The organism is Methylorubrum rhodinum (assembly GCF_014199935.1).
In the GTDB taxonomy this organism is placed as follows: Bacteria; Pseudomonadota; Alphaproteobacteria; order Rhizobiales; family Beijerinckiaceae; genus Methylobacterium; species Methylobacterium rhodinum.
Map to the genome: position 1 here is coordinate 1 of NZ_JACHOP010000007.1, position 20,194 is coordinate 20,194.

Below are 20,194 nucleotides of genomic sequence, written 5' to 3' on the forward strand. Positions count from 1 at the left end.
GGGTAATCTGCTCCATGGACGGCCTCCTCGCTTGAGATCTGCAACGACCTCAATCTGGCACACACGATGCCGTCGGGGGCCGTCCACCCCATCACCCGTGATGCGCGGTTGCGGCCAGTCGTGGATTCCGGGTTCGCCTGCGGCGCCCCGGAATGACGGTGTAAGCTTGGATGGCGGTTCGAACAGAAGACTCGAGCCACCACCCAAAAACTTATTTGATGAGCTTGACCAGGGCCTTGCCCGGCTTGCTCTTCAGCTCCTTGGCGTCGAGCGTGCCGTCGTTGTCCGGGTCGGCGTCCTTGAAGATGGCCTCGACGAGGGCGAGGTATTCCTTCTTGTCGACGGTGCCGTCGTTGTCCGGGTCGGCGCTCTTGAACAGGCTCTTGCTCATCGCGCCCTTGGCCTCCTTGGCGTCGAGGGTGCCGTCCTTGTCCGGATCGAGCGCGTCGAACTTGGCGGAGGCCGCGGCCTGGACCTCCTTGAGGTCGAGGGTGCCGTCCTTGTCCGGGTCGAAGGCGGTGATGACCGCGCTCTTCTGAGCGAAGGCGGGGCCGGCGGCCAGCGGCAGGACGAGGGCGAGGGCGAGCGCGGCGCTGCGGATCAGGGGCATGCGTGAGGACTCCGGCGAGGGGGGAATCGGCCGTCGAGCGGCAGGCCACGCTTAGCAGCGGGCTTAACTTAAGCTAGGAGAAATGGTGCATTGCGGCAATGCAATCCGGGAGGGTCTGGCAAAAACTTGGGGTCGACCGCTGCGCCGCCGCCACCGGAATTTTATGGCCGCTTCCGCGTTTGCCTAACGGAAGAGGACCCTGCTCTGGCCAAAAGTCCGGCTTGTAAGGCCGCTCCTGCGGCCTCATATCCCGGATCCTGCAGGATTTTTCCGGAAATCGGTCCGCAGCTCGACCCTCCCGGCCCCTCCCTATGAGAAATATAAGTGACGGGCCCGCTTGAATTGTGCCCAACAGATTGTCTATATCCAGGGCGTCGAACACGAGGGGCCGGCACGAAAAACGGCACCGCCTCCGTTCGGGGCAGGGCCGGTCGTGAGACCGACCTTCGTCTTCAAATCGTTGTCAGGAGATACACCATGAAGTGGTCCGCTCCCGTCGTTGCCGAAATCTGCGTCGGCATGGAAGTCACCTCCTACGAGTCCGCCGAGATCGACACCTTCAACTGAGAAGGGTCTTCGGCCCCCGGGCCGGTCTCGCTGAAACCAACCTTTAGCCTTGGAGAAACGTCATGAAGTGGTCCGCTCCCGTCGTTGCCGAGATCTGCGTCGGCATGGAGGTCACCTCCTACGAGTCCGCCGAGATCGACACCTTCAACTAAGAAGGCGTCCCGGTCGTCTGGCCGGTCTTAGACCCCAACCCATTCTTTCAGGAGAAACGTCATGAAGTGGTCCGCTCCCGTCGTTGCCGAGATCTGCGTCGGCATGGAAGTCACCTCCTACGAGTCCGCCGAGATCGACACCTTCAACTGAGAAGGCTGTCGCCGGACTTGCCGGTGATCGAGGGGCGTCGTCCGAGAGGGCGACGCCCCTTTTCCTTGTCCGGCCCCTGCGCGTCCAAAGCCGGAGCGAAAGCCGCGCTTCTCCGCGGGCCGCGCAGCCGATGCCCGCGATCCGAACTGGCCGGTGCGGGAAGCCGAGGGCCCTGCGGATCCGTGTTCGCGGCTCCGCTCCGATCTCATCGCACCTAGAATCCGGTTCGCGCGCGCTCCCAGTCGCTGCCATATCTCGCACACGACCAAGCTCTCGTGCCGAATGCAGCCCGGACCTCGTCCCGACTGCTCCTCCATGGCCCGCCGGCGCGGGCACTTCCGGACGACGGCGTGGGTATGGGAAACGTCGAACGGGCCGAGCGAGCCCGCAACCGCGGCCCGGCCGCGGCCGTTGGCTGAGATCCGACAAGCTGGCATCGGACAAGGGAGATCCGCATGGGATTGCTCGATCAGGTCATCGGCGGGGTCGTCGGACAGGTTCTGGGCGGGGGGCGCGGCGGCGCGCTGTCCTCGCCCATCGTCAAGGCGCTGATCATGCTGCTGCTCGCCAAGGGCGCGAGCGGCGGCCTCGGCGACATCTTCGGGCGCGGTGGCGGCGGGCATGACGAGCGGCAGCCCGTCCCCGACCCCGGCGGCGCCGACGGCGATCTCGGCGGGTTCGGCCAGGGCCGCCGCAGCGGGCCGCCGATGCAGCGGGACGAGGGCGGCGAGTTCGGCGACCTCGCCGGCATGCTCGACGGGCCGGGCGACGCCCCCGGCGCCGGTCCCTACGCCCATCTCGACCGCGACGGCGCGCATGAGGCCGGTGCGGAGGCGGCGGGCGGGCTCGGCGGCCTGATCCAGAGCTTCGAGCGCAGCGGCTTGGGCGACGTGATCGGCTCGTGGATCGGCCATGGCCCGAACCAGCAGGTCGCCCCCAACCGCCTCGCCGAGGCGCTCGGCCCCGACACCGTCGATTCGCTCAGCCGCGAGACCGGCATGAACCGCGACGACCTGCTCGGGCAACTCGCCCAGGCGCTGCCCGGCGTGGTCGATGCCCTGACCCCGCAGGGCCGCCCTCCGAGCCGCGACGAGGCCCGCGGCTGGTAGGCGCGCCGGATCGAGGGGTCGATGACCTACGAGCTGCATTACTGGCCGATGATCCAGGGGCGGGGCGAGTTCGTCCGCCTCGCCCTCGAACAGGCCGGTGCGGACTACATCGACGTCGCCCGCCTGCCGCACGAGGCGGGCGGCGGGATCGAGGCGATGATGGACCGGCTGGAGGACGAGCCGCTTCGGCCGCCCTTCGCCCCGCCCTTCCTGAAGGACGGCGACCTCGTCATCGGCCAGACCGCGGCGATCCTGCTCCATCTCGGCCCCCGCATCGGCCTCGTCGGCGCGAGCGAGGCCGACCGGATCTGGACCCACCAGATCCAGCTCACCGTCGCCGACATGGTGGCGGAGGCGCACGACACGCACCATCCGGTCGGCGTCGGCCTGACCTACGAGGACCAGAAGCCGGAGGCCGCGCGCCGGGCTCGGGATTTTCGCGAGACCCGCATCCCGAAGTTTTTCGGATGGTTCGAGCGGGTGCTGGCCCGCAACCCGGCGGGGCCGGGGCACCTCGTCGGCGGCGCGGTCTCCTACGCCGACACCTCCCTGTTCCAGCTCGTGGAAGGCCTGCGCTACGCCTTCCCGAACGCGACCGCCCGCGCCCTCGACGCGACGCCGCGGGTCGCCGCCCACGCGACCCGCACCGGCCGCCTGCCGCGCATCGCCGCCTATCTCGCCAGCGAGCGGCGGATGCCGTTCAGCGAGGACGGCATCTTCCGCCGCTATCGGGAACTCGATCCCGGCTGAGTGCTGTCCGGAAGCGTAGCCGCCGCTATCTTACATCAAGCCCGCGCCGATTCCGGCGTCGTAGGATGGCGGCGTGACCGAGACCGAGAGCCTGCCCCACACGGAGCCGCCGGACCCCGAGGCCGCCCTTGCCCGCGCCCAGGATGCGGCCGGGATCGGCCTGTTCACCCTCGACGCGGCGGCCGCGATCCTCCGCCCGAACCCCGCCTTCTGCCGCCTGCACGGTCTCGCGCCGCAGGACACGCTCCCCCTCGCGACGGTCGAGGCACTCGCCTTCCCCGAGGACGGCGCCGCCCTCTCCGGACACGGGCCGCCGGGGGAGGCCGTCTACCGCATCCGCCGGGCCGATACCGGCGCGGTGCTCTGGCTGCGGCGCACCCTCGTCGCCGCGGGCGGGGGATGGGCGGGCGTCGTGCGCGACGTCACCGCCGAGCGCGGCCACGAGACCGAACTGGCCGAGCGCGAGCAGCATTACCGCGCCCTGTTCGAGCAGATGGACGAGGGCTACTGCGTCATCGCCTTCCTCGACGGACCGCACGGGCCTTCGAGCGACTACGTCCATATCGAGGCCAACCGCGCCTACACGCAGCATGCCGGCATCGAGAACATCGTCGGACGGCGCCTGCGCGAGGTCGTCTCGGCCGACGAGGCGGAGGGCTGGCTCGCCCTCTACGGCGAGGTGCTGCGCAGCGGCCGGCCGATCCGGTTCCAGCGCGAGCTCGTCGCCACGGGCCGCTATCTCGAACTCTCCGCCTTCCGCATCGAGCCGCCGGGCCGGCGGCAGGTCGCGGTGCTGTTCCAGGACATCACCACCCGCAAGCGGGTGGAGCACCTGCTCCACGCCAAGACCGCAAACCTCGAAGCGGAGGTAACGGCGCAGCGGCGGGATCGCGACCGGGTCTGGGCCCTCTCGCCGGTGCTCAAGGCGGTGACCGGCCCGGACGGTCGGATCGCGGCGGTCAACCCGTCATGGACCCGCGCGCTCGGCTGGCCGGCGGCCGAGTCGCTCGGGCGGACGCTCGACGAGTTCGTGATCCCCGAGGAGCGCGCCGGCCTCTCCGCCGCCCTCGACCGGCTCGCCGCCGGCACGCAGCCCGGGCGGGATCTCGAACTGGAATTGACCTGCCTCGCCGCCACCAGTGAGCCGCGGCGCGTGCTCTGGACCATCGTGCCGGAGGACGGGCTGCTCTACGGCTTCGGCCGCGACATCACCGAGCAGCGCCACGCCGAGGAGGCGCTGCGCCAGTCGCAGAAGCTGGAAGCGGTGGGCCAGCTCACCGGGGGCGTCGCCCACGACTTCAACAACCTGCTCACCATCATCCGCTCCTCGGTGGAGTTCCTGCGCCGGCCCGAGCTGCCGGAGGCGCGCAAGGCCCGCTACCTCGACGCGGTCTCCGACACGGTGGACCGCGCCGCCAAGCTCACCGGCCAACTCCTCGCCTTCGCCCGGCGCCAGGCGCTCACGCCCGAGACCTTCGACGTCTGCGAGCGCCTGCGCGGCATCTCGGAGATGCTCGACTCGGTCACCGGCGCCCGCATCCGCGTCGTCACCGACCTGCCCGGCGGCGCCTGTTACGTCCGCGCCGACGCGAGCCAGTTCGAGACCGCGCTCGTCAACATGGCGGTCAACGCCCGCGACGCCATGGACGGCGAGGGCACGCTGCGGCTTCGCCTCGACGCCCCGATCGCCCTGCCGCCGATCCGGGGCCATGCCGGCGCGGCGGGCGCCTTCGTCGCCGTCTCGGTGACGGATACGGGCAGCGGCATCGCCTCCGCCGACCTGATGCGGATCTTCGAGCCGTTCTACACCACCAAGGAGGTCGGCAAGGGCACCGGGCTCGGCCTGTCCCAGGTGATCGGCTTCGCCAAGCAATCGGGCGGCGACGTGGACGTGCGGAGCCAGCCCGGCGCGGGCGCCACCTTCACCCTCTACCTGCCCGAGGTCCCGGCCCCGGCCGACGCGCCCATCGCTCGCCGCGAGACCGTCTCCGGCGGAGGGGCTGCGGCGCTCCGCGTCCTCGTGGTGGAGGACAATCTGGAGGTCGGGCGCTTCTGCACGCAGATCCTCGAAGATCTCGGCCATCGGCCGGTCTGGGTCGAGAACGCCGAGGCCGCGCTCACCGCGCTTGCCGCCTCGCCCGAGCCGTTCGACGCGGTTTTTTCCGACGTGGTGATGCCCGGCATGGGCGGCATCGCGCTGGCCCGCCTGCTGCGCGAAAAGTTCGCCGATCTGCCGGTGGTGCTGACCTCCGGCTACAGCCACGTCTTGGCCCAGGACGACGCGCACGGGTTCGATCTCCTGCGCAAGCCGTACTCGGCGCAGGAGCTGGCCGACATGTTGCGTCAGGTGACCGAGACGTAGGGGCTCAGCCGCCGCTGCCGGTATCGGGCGAGCCGGCATTGCCGATCGGCTGCTCGGGCTTTTCGGAGTTGCCGGCGGTGCCGGGATTGTTGGTGATGTTCGTCGCCCCCGTGGCGCCCGGCGCCACCGTCCCGACCGAGCCCGGACCGCCGTTGTCGACGCCCCCCGGCTGGACGACCGTACTGTTGCCGTCGGCGGGGCCGAGCGTCTGCTTCGGGCCGGGCGGCTTGATTTCCGCGGGGCCGGCTTGCGCGATAGCGGCGGTGGCCAGCGGCAAGGCAAGGGCGGCGAGGAACAGCGGTTTCATGGATGCTCCCGATGGGTTGATGCAGCCGAACCAACGCGAGCATTGCCTGATCGTTCACCCCAACCTGCGACAAAGGGCCCGCCGGGGCGGCGGACCCTTCTTCGTGTCAGCGATTACTGCCCGGCGGGCTTGTTGGCCGGCGGCGGGGTGGGCGCCGTGGCCGGGGGTGCGCTCGGCTGGGTCGGCGCGGTGGTGGCCGGCGGCGGGGGCGGAGGCGGCGGAGCGTCCTTCTTCTCGTCCTTGCAGGCGGCGAGCCCCAGGGCGAGGAGGCCGAAGACGGCGAGAGGGCGGGCGATACGCATGGGGGACGGTTCCTCCGTTCGATGTCCGTGAGTCGAACGGTGGGCGCTGGAAAAGCGTTCCGGGGGCGATCACGATCCTAATATCAGCGGTACTATCGTTAGGACTTTCACAGCCTTTCAATCGCTTGAAAGCAGTCGCCTCTATCGAGGCTGAACGAGCGCTTCAGCCGAGGAAACCGAGCCGGCGTAGGTCCGTGGCCCTAAGCGGCGCTTTGAGAAATCTTGTGGACAAGCTTGGGGTGTGTCCTCTGAGCCACCCGCAGCAGGAACTTCACATCCAGCCAAATCTTAATTACCCATCAGCGAACACCCCCGATTATGGTCGCATCACGTTGTCGAAGGCTGCCCGCGAAAATGCGACAGATTCTTACATCAGATCAGTTTGTGGCGGGAGTTATAGCTGTTCTTGCTTTGCAAAACAAGAAGCGGTTTATTCTCAAAGAAACAGAGCTTGACGAAAGGTTTGAAAAGGCGTTCGAGGAGCTTTTGACTCACGAAGATACCTTAAAAATTGCCACTAATTTTACGTTTTATGTTGATCCCATGCACGGCGACTCGGTTTGCTTGCGCGACACGCTGCTGGCGGCGCGTGAAAAGGCCCTTATTTCAATAAATAATCCTACTCTTCAAACGTTCGATATTAAAATTGACGATGACAGGGCGCTGCGCTATTTGAAACGCATTCCTTTGCCTCGGCCATTCCTGACAAATCTTGTGAACAAGCACTTCGGCGATTTGGGTGTCGAGGTTGCATAATCATTAGTTGTTTATTCGAGAAAGAGTGGCGAAGTTGAGTAACGCTAAGCGAGTTGGTGGCTTTACCGTAGAGCTTGTCAGTTCTATTGCTGCCGATTTCGCTTCCAGATTCCTTGATCCATACTGCGATGAGATATTAGCAGAGGATAGGACTTTTGCGCGAAAGGAAATTAACGATTCTCTTTGGGGGACTATTAGTTTATCCCCTCTTGAGGTTGCCATTATCGATTCGCCTTTAATTCAGCGGCTGAGATCCATAAGACAATTAGGTGTTGTTCACTGGGTATACCCAGGTGCGACGCACACAAGATTTGACCACACGCTTGGCGTTTTGCATCAAGTGCAAAATTTAGCATCTGCAGTTAATACGTTAGCTTCGCAGCGAGGCAAGCCTGATCCTATAAAAAGCCATCATGTCAGGCTGCTCAGGCTTTGTGCCTTGCTTCATGACGTAGGGCACGCAGCCTTTTCGCATGTGTCTGAGAAAGCTATACAATCCTTGCCGGCCGTGAATCCGCTTGCTGCAGAATTTTCTCGTATTCATCGGATTGGAACGTCTGCTGAGCGCCAAGCTGAAAGAGCCGATAAAGTCGAAACCAAACAGCTATCAGAGATATTTGCATTTTATATCGTTAAATCGAAGGCTATGACGCGTTTTTTAGAACTTCTCCGAGGCCGAACCGGTGAAGTTTATAGTTTTACGTCTCACAAAAACGAAAAGATAGAGGACGTAGTTGATCTGATCGGAAAGGCGATTATCGGTGTTAAGATAGACGACAGGCTGCCGCTTCTTCATCAGTTCATCAGTGGGCCATTTGATGCGGATAAACTAGATTATTTTGTGCGAGATGCTCATCAGGCCGGTACACCATCAGTGCTTGATATATCCCGTCTGGTACAAAAAATATCCTTCAGGGAATTGGATGCATCCGAACTTCCTGATGACATCGCAGGGCATGTAGCAAAAATTGAGGACAAGTATTGTTTGTTTGGAATGAGGTGGTCAGGAGTTCCTGTTCTTGATGAGCTTCATCTAGCACGAGTATTGCTTTACGCTAAAATATATAGGCATACAAAAGTAATTGCGATAGAGCAGATGATTAAGTCCGCGCTATTTTGCTTGTCAGAAATAGTCAGTCCGGAAGACATATTTCGATTTGTATATAGATACGACGATGAAGCTCTCTTAGCTTTTGAGACAAATAGTCTCACATCTGCTATTGGGCTGAACAGAGAAAGCCTAACGCCGGAGTCGATAGAGAGATTAGATGAGGCCGTAAAAATATTCAAAGATGTCAAAAGACGCAAGCTGGTAGTAAAGGCTTTCCAGCTTCAGCTAAGATTTCCTGCTGATCCAAGAGATAAAGACAATGTGCAGAGAGACGGTTTAGCTGAGTTTAATGAAGACATAGAGCATCCGCAGAAAGGGTTGGAATTCCGCGAGCGATTGCTTGATGAAATGGATGTTGTGATATCGTTATTGAATCAAGGGTCTAAGCCAAGCCGCATTGCCTTAAGTGCGTCGGTCATGATTCATACTCAAAGTCAAACTCCAGGAGGATCCCAGATACAGCGGGCATTTTTGCTGCCTGCAGATGGGCCTCCAATGTCATTTAGAGAGTACACCGTGAACCGCCAGGTTTGGGCAAGTAGTTATATGAGCGATCAACCCGCAGGGTTCATTTTTACAACTGATAAGTATGCAAATTTCGCCTATATAGCAGTCGAGAAACTTCTCAGAGAAAGTTATGGAGTCATACTGCCCGACTCTGCGTTGGAACTCAGCAAAAGAGATAGATCAAAAATTGAAGAAATAAAATTTACCCTTATGCGTGGCGGCTACTATAGAAACTCTCCACATGATTTGCGTCCCACCCCTGAGCGAATGCGCAAAGTCGATATTGCTAACGCGATTGATCGATTTGTTGTAAAGAGATCTATATATCAAGAGCCGCAAGACGTGGAAAGTAGGGCCTATGGCAGCGGATTGACAGGAAAAGAGCGAACACATGGATGGTTAAGGCAGTTCGAATCAGACGAGCATATTGAGTGTGCTGTTAAGGTTCTGGATAGTTTTAAAATCCTGACCAGAAGCGATACTACAAATGCCCTAAAGAATTTCATTTCTGAAAATCCCGAATTTAACAAAGCTTGGGTTGTTCCGTTCGGGGAGGCGAAAGATAGCGGAGCAATACAGTCTTATTATTCGGCTGATCTTCAGGGAACTTTGATCTCCGGATGCAAAGTTTTGAATGACATCGGTCAGCTAAGGGATGATGACGCTATAATATTTATTGACGATTTTATTGGTTCTGGTGGACAAGCCACAGATATTCTTGCCGCTGGGTTTGGGATAAGTTCTCTCCGCAAGCCGTTGGGAGAGCATCGGGATTTATTTGAGCACCATATTCAGGAGCGTTTGCGAAACTCTAGTGTTGGGTTCGTTTTTACTGCTGGATGGGATAGTGGTCTTGCAGAGATGACTGAAACTGTTGGAAGCATTGGCTTAAGCGCAAAGATATATAGATACCTTGCTGAGGACTCTTTGCCATTCGCGGATAAAGAACTCAAGTCTGAATTTGACGACGAGGTAATTTCATCTTTTTTTGAAAAATGTCGTTCGATTGGCAAGGATCTTATCCTTGAAGATATAAAACGACAAGATTTGAAAAGAGGAACTCGCACGAAAATCGCAGCTAGAAATAAAAAGTCAGATGATCGAGCTCTAGGATATGGCAATAGGGCAATGTTGTTGGGTACGCCGTTCAATGTTCCAACTCAATCACTTACAGCTATTTGGGCATACGGTGAAGTTGATGGCATACCATGGATGCCGCTTATGAGGAGGCGTAAAAAGGACTAGAATCTGGCTATGATGGTGCGGTTATGGCATAATTATTTAAGATTTGCGTATTTTTATTTATTATTATGGTTTGCACGGATGATTTTTCATTCTTGAATACTGGTAGCTTGTAATCAGTGCCCACATCACCGCCCCGGCATCACCTGACAAACCTCACAAAAGAACGTCGAACGCCCCCCCTGCACGATCCGCGTGACATGCCCGGTGCAGCCCCGCGCCTGGCAGGGAAAGCCCGTGCGGTCGTAGACCCGAAACACGTGCTGGAAGCCGCCGCTCCGGCCGTCGGGGCGGGCGTAGTCGCGCAACGTCGAGCCGCCCGCGGCGACCGCCTCGGTCAGCACTGCCTTGATGTCACGCGCGAGCTTTTTCGCCTTCGGCGTCGGGCTGCCGTCGGGCTTGGCCAGCGCGCCGGCCGGCAGCGCCGGGTGCAGGCCCGCCCGGTGCAGGGCCTCGCAGACGTAGATGTTGCCCAGGCCCGCGATCAGGCGCTGGTCGAGGAGGGCGGCCTTCAGCGGCGTGATCTTGTGGCGAAAGAGGCGGGCGATGGCCGCGCCGTCGAGGGCCTCGCTCAGGGGCTCGATCCCCATGCCGGCGAAGTGGCGGCACCGGTCGAGGTTCTGCGTCGCCACAAGGTCCATGAAGCCGAAGCGGCGGGCGTCGTTGTAGGTGACGGTGGCCCCCGTCTCGAACGCCATCACCACGTGGTCGTGCTTCGGCGTGCCGAGCGCCCCGTCGAGGTAGAAGTCGCCCGGCGACAGGTTCGAGCCGTCGGGGAGCGCCACGTCGAAGCGCCCGCTCATGCCGAGATGCAGGATCAGGCTCTCGCCGGAATCGAGCGCCGCCGTCAGGTACTTGGCCCGCCGCGACAGGTCGAGGACGCGCTGCCCCTCCAGCCGTTCGACGAAACGTTCGGGGAATGGGAAGCGCAGGTTCGGCCGGCGCAAGGAGACGCGGGTGATCCGCGCCCCCACCATCGCGGGCGCGAGGCCCCGGCGCACGGTCTCGACTTCGGGCAGTTCGGGCATTCTTTTGGGACTGTCTGCGTGGCGGGTCTCCCCACCCTCCCCCTCATCCTGAGGTGCTGCGAAGCGGCCTCGAAGGAGGGCTCCAGGGATCGCGCGGCCGGCTGGAGCCCTCCTTCGAGGCTCCGCTTCGCTGCGCACCTCAGGTTGAGGGCGGGGAGAGGAGGAGCGGATCGAATTCCTGCGCATCATAGGCTGCGTTCGTGCGGTCCGCACCGCTGCCATCCGCCACGGGCCGCTCCCCCTGCCGCATGGCGGTTCCCGCGCGGTTTCGCTATGAGGCTCGGCCAAAGGCGGCGGACGCGGCGGACGGCACGGAATCGGATGAGCGGCAACAGCACCGGGATCGGACCAGACGCGGGCGGCGAGGACACCGCCGATTTCGGCTACGAGCGCGTCCGGCTCTCCGAGAAGCAGGCCCGGGTCGACGACGTCTTCCGCTCGGTCGCCCGGCGCTACGACCTGATGAACGATCTGATGTCGGGCGGCCTGCACCGGGCCTGGAAGTCGCACCTCATCGGCATGCTGCGCCCCTCGCGCACGCGGCCCTACCGCCATCTCGACGTCGCGGGCGGCACCGGCGACATCGCCTTCCGCACGCTGGAGGCCGGCGGGCCGGACACCCACGTCACCGTGCTCGACATCAACGAGGCGATGCTGCGCGTCGGCGCCGAGCGCGCCGGCCACAAGTACGACGGCCGCATCGATTTCGTCACCGGCAACGCCGAGACCCTGCCGCTGCCCGCCGACACGTTCGACAGCTACACCATCGCCTTCGGCATCCGGAACGTGCCGCGCATCGATGCGGCGCTCAGTGAGGCGCGGCGCGTGCTCAAGCCCGGCGGGCGCTTCCTGTGCCTGGAATTCTCCCGCGTCGACCTGCCGGTGCTGGAGAAGATCTACGACGCCTATTCCTTCCACGTGATCCCGCGCATCGGCGAGCGGGTGGCGGGCGACCGCGAATCCTACCGGTACCTCGTGGAATCGATCCGCAAGTTCCCCTCCCCCGGCGCCTTCGCCGGCATGATCCAGGCGGCCGGCTTCGCGCACGTCAGCCACCGCCGCCTGTCCGGCGGGATCGTGGCGATCCATTCGGGCTGGAAAATATCGTGAGCCGCGACGCGGCGGGGACGCGGTGATGCTCGGCGCGGTCTTCCACCTCGCCCGCGGTGCGCATGTCGGCTTCGTGCTGGCCCGCGAGGGCGGGCTCGCGCTGATCGATGCGCAGGCGCTGCCGCCCCACCTGCGCCTCGCGCTGCGGCTCGGGCGCTCACTGGAGCGGCGCGGCATCGCCGCCGCGCCCGGCGCGAGCCCCTTGGAGCGGGCGCTGACCCGGCTCGGGCCCTCCTACGTCAAGTTCGGCCAGTTCCTGGCGACGCGGCCCGACATCGTCGGCATGGCCGCCGCCCGCGATCTGGAGCGGCTGCAGGACCGGGTGCCGCCCTTCCCGCAGGGCGTGGCGCTCCGGGTGGTGGAGCAGGAATTCGGCAAGCCGGTCTCGGCCCTGTTCACCGCCTTCAGCGAGCCGGTGGCGGCGGCCTCCATCGCCCAGGTCCACAAGGCGACCGTGCTGGACGCCGACGGCACCCAGCGGACGCTCGCCGTCAAGGTGATGCGCCCCGGCGTGCGCGAGCGCTTCGCCCGCGACATCCAGGCGATGCGCTTCATGGCCCGCATCGTCCAGGCGCTGCTGCCGGACGCCGAGCGGCTGCGCCCGCGCGAGGTCGTCGAGATCCTGGCCCGCTCCGTCACCATGGAGATGGACTTTCGCCTGGAAGCCGCGGCGATGTCGGAACTCGCCCAGAACACCGCGGGCGACGCCGATTTCCGCACGCCCAAGCCCGAATGGGCGCTCACCGCGCGCGACGTGCTCACCTCCGAGTGGATCGACGGCATCCGGCTGAACGACCGCGCCGGCATCGTCGCGGCGGGCCACGATCCGAAGTCTCTCGGGCGCACGGTGATCCAGTCCTTCCTGAGGCAGGCGATCCGCGACGGATTCTTCCACGCCGACATGCATCCCGGAAACCTGTTCGTGGACCGGGACGGGATCCTGGTCGCGGTCGATTTCGGCATCATGGGCCGGCTCGGCCACGCCGAGCGGCGCTTCCTCGCCGAAATTCTTCTGGGCTTCATCACCCGCGACTACCGCCGCGTCGCCCAGGTCCATTTCGAGGCCGGCTACGTGCCGCGCCACCACTCGGTGGACGACTTCGCCCAGGCCATCCGCGCCATCGGCGAGCCGATCCACCAGCGCAAGGCCGACGAGATCTCGATGGCCAAGGTGCTGACCCTGCTGTTCGACGTCACCGCGCTGTTCGACATGAGCACCCGCACCGAACTGGTGATGCTGCAGAAGACCATGGTGGTGGTGGAGGGCGTGGCCCGCTCGCTCGATCCGCAGCTCGACATGTGGACCGGCGCCGAGCCGGTGGTGCGCTCGTGGATCACCCGCCATCTCGGCCCCATCGGCCGGATCGAGGGCGGGGCACGGGCCGCGCTGACGCTGTCCGAGGTCGTCGCCGACATCCCCGACATCGCGCAACGCATCCGCCGCATCATGATCCGCCTCGACGAGGAGGGCGCGCGGGACGTGCGGGCGCTGGAGCGGCTGGTCCACTTGGAGAAGAGCCGGGCGCTGTGGTCGACGCTGGCGCTTTGGGCGATCGCGGTCGGGGCGCTGGTGCTGGCGTTCCGGTAGGGCCCGGTTGCCGGGAAAGCCTCTTCGGATACGCAACCGCCCCGTGCGTCAGGACACCGCCACGCCGGTCCGGCCGCGCGACGCTCCCTGGATGGCGCGCCCGATCGGTTCCGTCGAGAGCCGGGTCGCCCGCCGCGGGCGGTCACCACGATGCTTTCTCCCATACCGAGCCGCCGTCAGGTTCTCGGGCAACTGGCGGCGCTGCCCATCGCCCTCCCCGTCGCCGCGTCGCTGTTGCGCCCCGCGGCGACCGAATCCTCTCCGGCGGCCGAAGCCCTCCTCCTGAACGATGCCGGCGGCTTCAGCCCGACCCGGGTCGCGCGCCACGTCACGATCTCGACCGATCCGGTCGAGGCCGCCGTGGCCCGGCTGCGCGCCGAACTCGCGGCGGCCGCGGCCGAGGGACGGCCCGTGGCCGTCGGCGTCGCCCGGCACTCGATGGGCGGCCAGAGCCTTGTGCGCGACGGGGTCGCGCTGAGCTTGGCCGGAGGTGCGCCGGAGATCGACAGGGCGGCGCGGCGCTACCGCGTGACGGCCGGGGCCCGCTGGCGCGACGTCATCCCGGCCCTCGGCGCCGTCGGCCTCTCGCCGGCCGTCATGCAATCGAACAACGATTTCGGGGTCGGCTCGACCTTCTGCGTCAACGCCCACGGCTGGGCGGTTCCGTGCGGCCCCTTCGGCGCGACGGTGCGGGCCCTGCGCCTGCTTCTCGCCGACGGCACGCTGGTCGCCTGCTCGCCGACCCTCGAGCCCGAACTGTTCGCCTGCGCGATGGGAGGATACGGGCTGTTCGGCATCGTCGTCGATCTCGAACTCGACGCGGTGCCGAACCTCGCCTTGGCGCCGGATGCCGCCGTGCTGCCGGCCTCCGGTTTCACCGAGGCCTTCCTGCGCACGGTCCGGACCCCGGAGGTCGCCATGGCCTATGGCCGGCTCTGCGTGGCGCGGTCGCAGTTCCTGGAGGAGGCGATCCTCGTCGCCTTCCGGGCGCATGCCGGTCACGGCGTTCCGACCGAGGCCGCGCCCCTGCCCTGGCTGCAACGGGCCATCTATCGCGGCCAGATCGGCAGCGAGGCCGGCAAGCGCCTGCGCTGGCTGGCGGAGACGCGCCTTGGGCCCTATGCCGCCCCCGGCCTGATCGCCCGCAACACCATCCTGAACGAATCTGCGGCGACGCTCGCCAATTCCGATCCCGGCCGGGTCGATATCCTGCACGAGTACTTCGTGCCGCCGCCGCGTTTCGACGCGTTCCTGTCCGCCTGCCGGGCGCTGATCCCGGCCTCAGGCGCGGAACTCCTGAACGTGACCCTGCGCTACGTCGAGGCCGATCCGGTCGCGCGCCTGTCCTACGCGCCGCAGGCGCGGATCGCGGCGGTGATGTCGTTCTCGCAAGGACGCACGCCCGAGGCCGACCGTGCGATGCAGGCCCTGACGCGCCGCCTGATCGATGCCGTGACCGATCTGGGCGGTGCCTTCTACCTCCCCTACCGCACGCATGCGCGCGCCGAGCAGGTCCACCGGGCCTATCCCGGCGCCGCCGACTTCGTCGTGGCCAAGCGCCGGTACGACCCCGCCTTGCGCTTCCGGAACGGCCTGTGGGACGCCTACTTCGCCGAGGCGTGAGGAGAACCGGCGGAAAGCCCTCCCGTGCGCCTCGCGTCAGTTTCTCTACCGGGGATCGGGAGGCGCGGATGCCGACGGTTCGGGACATCGAGGCGGCCGGCTATCGCTCGCTGCGGAGCCTGCGCTTTCCCGTCGGCCCGCTCTCGGTCTTCGTCGGCGGCAACGGCACGGGCAAGACCAACCTCTACCGGGCGCTGGCGCTGCTCCAGGCCGCCGCCGCCGGCACGCTGACCCGCGAACTCGCCACTGAAGGCGGGATGGACTCGGTGCTGTGGGCCGGCACCCGCCGCCGCACGGAGCCGGCCCGGGTGAGCCTGCGCGCGGACCTCGCCGACGACGCGACCGGCCTGACCTACGGCTACGCCGTCGAGGTCGGCCTCGTGCCGCAGGCCGGCGACGAGATCTACGGGGCGGCGTTCCGCCTGGAGCCGCAGGTGAAGGCGGAGCGGCTCACCGTGCAGGCCGGGGCGCGCCCCGCGATCGTGCTCGACCGCGACGGACCCGCGGGCTTCGTGCGCGACGAGGAGGGCCGCAAGCGCCCTCTCGGCACGGACCTGCTCGCCACCGAGACGGCGCTGGCCGCGCTGCAGGACGGGATGCGCTTCCCCGAATTGCAGATCGTCCGGCAGGCGATGGGCGCGTGGCGCTTCTACCACGACGTCCGCACCGACGCGGGCTCGCCGCTCCGAAGACCCTGCCTCGCCGTGACGGCGCCGACGCTGGCTTCCGACGGCCACGACCTTGCCGCGGTGTTCGCGACGCTCACGCACATCCGCGGCGACACCGCCGATCTCGATGCGGCGGTGGACGAGGCCTTTCCCGGCGCCCGCCTCGTCGTGCCGGAGCCGGGGCGCGAGGCGCGTTTCGGCCTCGTCTTCCCGGACTATCCGAAGCGGGTGTTCGAGGCCTCCGAATTGTCGGACGGAACCCTGCGCTACCTCGCGCTCGCGGGCGCGCTCCTCGCCTACCGCCTGCCGCCCTTCGTGGCCCTGAACGAGCCCGAGGCCAGCCTGCACCCGGACCTGATGAAGCCGCTCGCCCGGATGATCGTGCGGGCGTCGCGGCGTACGCAGGTCTGGCTGGTGACCCATTCCGAGCGCCTTGCCGCGGCGGTGGCGCGCGAGGGCGGCGTGCGCCCGCGCGTGGTGACGAAGCGCGACGGCGCGACTTGGATCGAGGGCCTGCGCCTCGGCGGTGATTTCTCGGACGAGGAAGATTGAGGGTGACGAACGTGATCCGCACGCCGCGAATGCTCGACGCGGCACAGGAAGCCGAGCTTCAGGCCCGGATCGCCGTGGAACCGGATGCCCGCGAACTGACCGACGACGAGCTGGCGCGAATGCGGCCAGCCCGCGAGGCGCTGCCGCCCGCGCTCTACGCAGCGCTGACGCGGCGCGATCGTCCGGCTTCGCCCAACGACGCCGAAGGCTAAAGCCCTATTCCCGCTCGCGGGCGATGTCCGGCGCGTCGGGGTGCTTCATGCCGACGACGTGATAGCCGGCATCCACGTGCAGCACCTCGCCGGTGACGCCCTTCGACATGTCGGAGAACAGGTAGGCGGCGGTCTCGCCGACCTCCTCGATGGTCACGGTCCGGCGCAGCGGCGCGTTGTACTCGTTCCACTTGAGGATGTAGCGGAAGTCGCCGATGCCCGACGCCGCCAGCGTCTTGATCGGGCCGGCCGAGATCGCGTTCACGCGGATCTGCTTGGGGCCCATGTCGGCGGCCAGATAGCGCACCGAGGCCTCGAGCGCCGCCTTGGCGACGCCCATGACGTTGTAATGCGGCATCCACTTCTCGGCGCCGTAATAGGTCAGCGTCAGCAGCGAGCCGCCGTCGCGCATGATCTTTTCCGCGCGCTGGGCGATCGCCGTGAACGAGTAGCAGGAGATCAGGAGCGACTTGGTGAAGTTGGCTTCCGAGGTCTCGATGTAGCGCCCCGTCAGCTCGTCCTTGTCCGAGAAGGCGATGCAGTGGACCACGAAGTCGATCCCGCCGGGGAAGGCTTCGGCGGTGGCCGCGAACACGGCGTCGATGGAGGTCGGATCGGTCACGTCGCAATGGCCGACGACCTTGGCGTTCAACTCCTTCGCCAGGGGCTCGACCCGCTTCTTGAGCGCGTCGCCCTGGTAGGTGAAGGCGAGTTCGGCCCCGTGCTGCGCGGCGCTGCGGGCGATGCCCCAGGCGATCGAGCGGTTGTTGGCCACGCCCAGCACCAGCCCGCGCTTGCCCGCGAGCAATCCGCCCGCCTTCTGATCCGACATGCGTCACCTTCGCTTCGGCCAATGCGGGCGGCCCTGCCGGAGGCCGCCCGCGCAAGGCCGCTTCCTTAGCGGAGGGGCGGCGGGGGGGGAAGCCTGAAGGTAGTCTTCTAGATGGGCCTCAAGCGCCGGCGGCCGCGTCCGCGGCCTTAGGCTGCTCGCTCCGCTAGATGCCTCGGCGTGGCCGAGGCCGCTACGCGGGGCGCTCTTCGCGCCCGGCCATGCAGTGCTGCCGCTCGTTCCAAGTGTCACCCGTTCCGAGTGATGGCTTACGCCGTCCCGGCCTTCGCCTCGCGCCGCCGCCGGGCGTAGTCGACCAGGGCCGCATCCTCGCCCACGGGCAGGGTCACGGCGGTGGTGGCGAACAGGTCGCCGCGGGTGCCGTCCTTCTTCGGCAGGCCTTTTCCGCGGAGCCGAAAGGTTCGGCCGGAACTCGTCATCGCCGGCACCTTCATCTCCACGGCGCCGGTCAGCGTCGGCACCCGTAGGGCGCCGCCCAGCACCGCGTCCTCCAGCGGCAGATCGACGGTGGCGCGCAGGTCCGCGCCCTCCACCTTGAAGACCGGATGCGGCAGCACGCGGATGGTCAGCAGCGCGTCGCCGGGCTCGCCGCGGGGGCCGGCTTGGCCGCCCAAGCCCCGCAGGCGGATGGTCTGGCCGTCGACGACGCCCTTGGGGACCATGACGTCGACGTCGCGCCCGCCGGGCAGGCCGATGCGCATCTTCTCCTCGCCCGCGATCTGCTCCAGCGTGACGCTGAGTTCGGCCGCCACGTCCTCGCCGCGGGCCGGCCCGCCGCGACCGCCCATGCCGGGCCCCGCCCCGCCGGCGCGAAACGCCTCGCCGAAGATGTGGCTGATGAAGTCCTCGCCGATGCCGCCGGGGCCCGCGCCGCCGCCGCCGCGCCGCTGCGTGAAGCCGTCGAAGTCGAAGCCGCCGCCGCCCCGGCCGCCGCCGAAGCCGGAAAACCCTTCGAAGCCGGTCGCGCGCGGTTTGCCCTCGGCGTCGATCTCGCCGCGGTCGAACTGGCCGCGCTTGTCCTTGTCGCCGAGGATCTCGTAGGCGGTGTTCGCCTCGGCGAAGCGCTCCTTGGCCTTCGGGTCCTTGTTGCTGTCGGGGTGATAGGCCTTGGCGAGCTTGCGGAAGGCCTTCTTGACCTCGGCCTCGCTCGCGCCTTTCGGCACGCCCAGCACGTCGTAGGGGTTTCGCATCGGGGTTCTTTTATGGGGTCAACCGTCGAGGGATACGGCCTTCGCCGCCTCGCTTCAACGTGGGAAGGGCGTTGCGGTTCTGCAACACCCCTCCGGCACGTTCCGTGTCCCCCTCAGGATCGCGCCGAGCGCAGCCGCTTCAGCTCCCACTCGCCGCCGGTGAGCTTGCAGCCGGTGCCGCGCAGGAAGCGGCTCTTCCCCCCGCTGCCGCCCTCGGCCACGACGGTCGCCAGGAAGTCGCGGCAGATCTCGTCGCCCGCGACGTAGGGCAGGCCGGTCGGGTTGACCGAGCCGCGCATGGCGGTCTCGGGATTGTCCCACTTCACCGGGCGGCCGTTGCCCTGCGGGTCCAGCGCCATCGACAGGGCGCCGTGGGCGCGCCGCCAATCCTCGTCGCCGAGGTCGGCACCGAACCGGGTCGGGCGCTTGGCGATGCTGCCGGTCACCAGCGGCTCGGGCGCGGCGGCCGCCTCCTTCGTCGGAAAGGACAGCACGGGGCCGCTGCAGCCGGTGCAGCACGCGGCGAGAAGACCCGCCGCCATTCCCGCGAAGGCCACCGGAAGAGCCCGGTCGAGGGCTTTACACAGACGCAGACGCATTACACCTGAACTCGAGGCAGACTGAAGGGTCCGTCCGGAGCCACGCCCGACCGTTCCGGGCCGGGCACGGCTCCCAGTTCCTGCTTTGACGCGCAGGCCGACGACGCGGAGTTCCGCTTCGTCGGCCTGCGCTTCGGGGTGTGCTGCCCGTGCCGGTGCCCCCCGACCCGGATGCCACAGGGGTGAAAATGACCATGGATCGGTTAAGAGAGGGTGAGCCGGCCGGTGCCGGGGTCGATCCGACCGACTTCACGTTGTCGTCAGATCCCTTCGCGCTGTTCGCGGCCTGGATGGCGGAGGCCGAAGCCTCCGAGCCCGAGGACGCCAACGCCATGGCGCTCGCCACCGCCGATGCCGACGGCCTGCCCGACGTGCGGGTGGTGCTGCTGAAGGGCTTCGACCGGCGCGGCTTCGTGTTCTACACCAACACGGAATCGGCCAAGGGCGGGCAGCTCGCGGCCAACCCGCAGGCGGCGCTCGTGCTGCACTGGAAGTCGCTGCGCCGCCAGATCCGCGCCCGCGGCCCGGTCTCGCCGGTGAGCCCGGAGGAGGCCGACGCCTACTTCGCCAGCCGCCACCGCGACAGCCGCATCGGCGCCATCGCGAGCCAGCAGTCGCGTCCCCTCGCCGACCGCCCGACCCTGATGGCGGCGGTGGCCGAACTCTCGGCGAAGTACGAGGACGGCCCGGTGCCGCGGCCCGAGCACTGGACGGGCTTCCGCATCGATCCGGTGCGGCTGGAGTTCTGGCAGAACGGCGATTACCGCCTGCACGACCGGGTGCGCTTCACCCGCGAGGGCGAGGGGTGGAGCCGGTCGCGGCTGTATCCTTGAGAGACCGTTGCCCCG

General features: G+C 66.2%; 21 protein-coding genes. 14 read left to right on the top strand and 7 right to left on the bottom strand.

Annotation, left to right across the window (positions count from 1 at the left end):
* Positions 1-211: 211 nt before the first annotated feature.
* A complete protein-coding gene (gene lanM, locus HNR00_RS10400) occupies positions 212-610 on the bottom strand; it encodes a lanmodulin LanM (RefSeq protein ID WP_183568943.1) in 399 nt (132 codons plus the stop codon).
* Positions 611-1,087: 477 nt separating this feature from the next.
* Between lanM and pqqA (HNR00_RS10405) the strand changes: the two genes are divergently transcribed.
* The 6 genes from pqqA (HNR00_RS10405) to HNR00_RS10430 all read left to right on the top strand — a co-directional run bounded on the left by pqqA (HNR00_RS10405) (position 1,088) and on the right by HNR00_RS10430 (position 5,701).
* Positions 1,088-1,177 (top strand): pyrroloquinoline quinone precursor peptide PqqA, encoded by a 90-nt coding sequence (pqqA, locus tag HNR00_RS10405; protein WP_015857429.1) that lies wholly within the window; start codon positions 1,088-1,090, stop codon positions 1,175-1,177.
* Between the two features lie 62 nt (positions 1,178-1,239).
* Positions 1,240-1,329, top strand: a complete 90-nt coding sequence (gene pqqA / locus HNR00_RS10410) for a pyrroloquinoline quinone precursor peptide PqqA (RefSeq protein WP_015857429.1) — start codon at positions 1,240-1,242, stop codon at positions 1,327-1,329.
* A 61-nt stretch (positions 1,330-1,390) separates the two neighbouring features.
* Positions 1,391-1,480 (top strand): pyrroloquinoline quinone precursor peptide PqqA, encoded by a 90-nt coding sequence (gene pqqA / locus HNR00_RS10415; protein ID WP_015857429.1) that lies wholly within the window; start codon positions 1,391-1,393, stop codon positions 1,478-1,480.
* A 455-nt stretch (positions 1,481-1,935) separates the two neighbouring features.
* The gene (locus tag HNR00_RS10420) at positions 1,936-2,589 is read left to right on the top strand and encodes a YidB family protein (protein WP_183568945.1); all 654 of its coding nucleotides are present in this window, start codon (positions 1,936-1,938) and stop codon (positions 2,587-2,589) included.
* Between the two features lie 21 nt (positions 2,590-2,610).
* Positions 2,611-3,339 (top strand): glutathione S-transferase, encoded by a 729-nt coding sequence (locus HNR00_RS10425; RefSeq protein ID WP_183568947.1) that lies wholly within the window; start codon positions 2,611-2,613, stop codon positions 3,337-3,339.
* A gap of 73 nt (positions 3,340-3,412) precedes the next feature.
* Positions 3,413-5,701: a PAS domain-containing protein gene (locus HNR00_RS10430; protein WP_183568949.1), complete on the top strand. Its 2,289-nt coding sequence runs from the start codon at positions 3,413-3,415 to the stop codon at positions 5,699-5,701.
* Positions 5,702-5,705: 4 nt separating this feature from the next.
* Here the strand turns inward: HNR00_RS10430 and HNR00_RS10435 are convergent, their stop codons facing one another.
* Together HNR00_RS10435 and HNR00_RS10440 are read right to left on the bottom strand one after the other, a co-directional pair.
* A complete protein-coding gene (locus HNR00_RS10435) occupies positions 5,706-6,008 on the bottom strand; it encodes a hypothetical protein (protein ID WP_183568951.1) in 303 nt (100 codons plus the stop codon).
* A 113-nt stretch (positions 6,009-6,121) separates the two neighbouring features.
* Positions 6,122-6,310 (bottom strand): hypothetical protein, encoded by a 189-nt coding sequence (locus HNR00_RS10440; protein ID WP_183568953.1) that lies wholly within the window; start codon positions 6,308-6,310, stop codon positions 6,122-6,124.
* 354 nt (positions 6,311-6,664) lie between these two features.
* Between HNR00_RS10440 and HNR00_RS10445 the strand changes: the two genes are divergently transcribed.
* Positions 6,665-7,066, top strand: coding sequence for a hypothetical protein (locus tag HNR00_RS10445; protein WP_183568955.1), 402 nt, complete (start codon positions 6,665-6,667; stop codon positions 7,064-7,066).
* 34 nt (positions 7,067-7,100) lie between these two features.
* Positions 7,101-9,929, top strand: coding sequence for a phosphoribosyltransferase-like protein (locus HNR00_RS10450; RefSeq protein WP_183568958.1), 2,829 nt, complete (start codon positions 7,101-7,103; stop codon positions 9,927-9,929).
* A gap of 125 nt (positions 9,930-10,054) precedes the next feature.
* Here HNR00_RS10450 and mutM read toward each other — a convergent pair whose 3' ends face one another.
* The gene (mutM, locus tag HNR00_RS10455) at positions 10,055-10,954 is read right to left on the bottom strand and encodes a bifunctional DNA-formamidopyrimidine glycosylase/DNA-(apurinic or apyrimidinic site) lyase (RefSeq protein WP_183568960.1); all 900 of its coding nucleotides are present in this window, start codon (positions 10,952-10,954) and stop codon (positions 10,055-10,057) included.
* A 321-nt stretch (positions 10,955-11,275) separates the two neighbouring features.
* On the opposite strand from mutM, the gene ubiE reads away from it, so the two are divergent.
* The 5 genes from ubiE (at position 11,276) to HNR00_RS10480 (ending at position 16,707) form a co-directional block, all read left to right on the top strand.
* Positions 11,276-12,064 carry a bifunctional demethylmenaquinone methyltransferase/2-methoxy-6-polyprenyl-1,4-benzoquinol methylase UbiE gene (ubiE, locus tag HNR00_RS10460; protein ID WP_183568962.1) on the top strand — a complete coding sequence of 263 codons (789 nt, stop codon included), beginning with the start codon at positions 11,276-11,278 and terminating at the stop codon, positions 12,062-12,064.
* Positions 12,065-12,089: 25 nt separating this feature from the next.
* On the top strand, positions 12,090-13,652 hold the full coding sequence (gene ubiB, locus HNR00_RS10465) for a 2-polyprenylphenol 6-hydroxylase (RefSeq protein ID WP_183568964.1): 1,563 nt from the start codon (positions 12,090-12,092) through the stop codon (positions 13,650-13,652).
* A gap of 150 nt (positions 13,653-13,802) precedes the next feature.
* Positions 13,803-15,275 carry an FAD-binding oxidoreductase gene (locus HNR00_RS10470; protein WP_183568966.1) on the top strand — a complete coding sequence of 491 codons (1,473 nt, stop codon included), beginning with the start codon at positions 13,803-13,805 and terminating at the stop codon, positions 15,273-15,275.
* A 68-nt stretch (positions 15,276-15,343) separates the two neighbouring features.
* Complete coding sequence (locus HNR00_RS10475) at positions 15,344-16,495, top strand: AAA family ATPase (RefSeq protein WP_183568968.1); 1,152 nt, start codon at positions 15,344-15,346, stop codon at positions 16,493-16,495.
* A 2-nt stretch (positions 16,496-16,497) separates the two neighbouring features.
* Complete coding sequence (locus HNR00_RS10480) at positions 16,498-16,707, top strand: hypothetical protein (RefSeq protein ID WP_183568970.1); 210 nt, start codon at positions 16,498-16,500, stop codon at positions 16,705-16,707.
* A gap of 4 nt (positions 16,708-16,711) precedes the next feature.
* On the opposite strand, the gene fabI is transcribed toward HNR00_RS10480, so the two are convergent.
* The 3 genes from fabI to HNR00_RS10495 form a co-directional block, all read right to left on the bottom strand.
* On the bottom strand, positions 16,712-17,539 hold the full coding sequence (gene fabI, locus HNR00_RS10485) for an enoyl-ACP reductase FabI (RefSeq protein ID WP_183568972.1): 828 nt from the start codon (positions 17,537-17,539) through the stop codon (positions 16,712-16,714).
* Between the two features lie 266 nt (positions 17,540-17,805).
* Entirely contained in the window at positions 17,806-18,747 is a 942-nt protein-coding gene (locus tag HNR00_RS10490) for a DnaJ C-terminal domain-containing protein (protein WP_183568974.1), read from the bottom strand.
* Between the two features lie 113 nt (positions 18,748-18,860).
* Complete coding sequence (locus tag HNR00_RS10495) at positions 18,861-19,346, bottom strand: RT0821/Lpp0805 family surface protein (protein ID WP_183568976.1); 486 nt, start codon at positions 19,344-19,346, stop codon at positions 18,861-18,863.
* Between the two features lie 188 nt (positions 19,347-19,534).
* Between HNR00_RS10495 and pdxH the strand changes: the two genes are divergently transcribed.
* Entirely contained in the window at positions 19,535-20,179 is a 645-nt protein-coding gene (gene pdxH / locus HNR00_RS10500; RefSeq protein WP_183568978.1) for a pyridoxamine 5'-phosphate oxidase, read from the top strand.
* Positions 20,180-20,194: the final 15 nt, after the last annotated feature.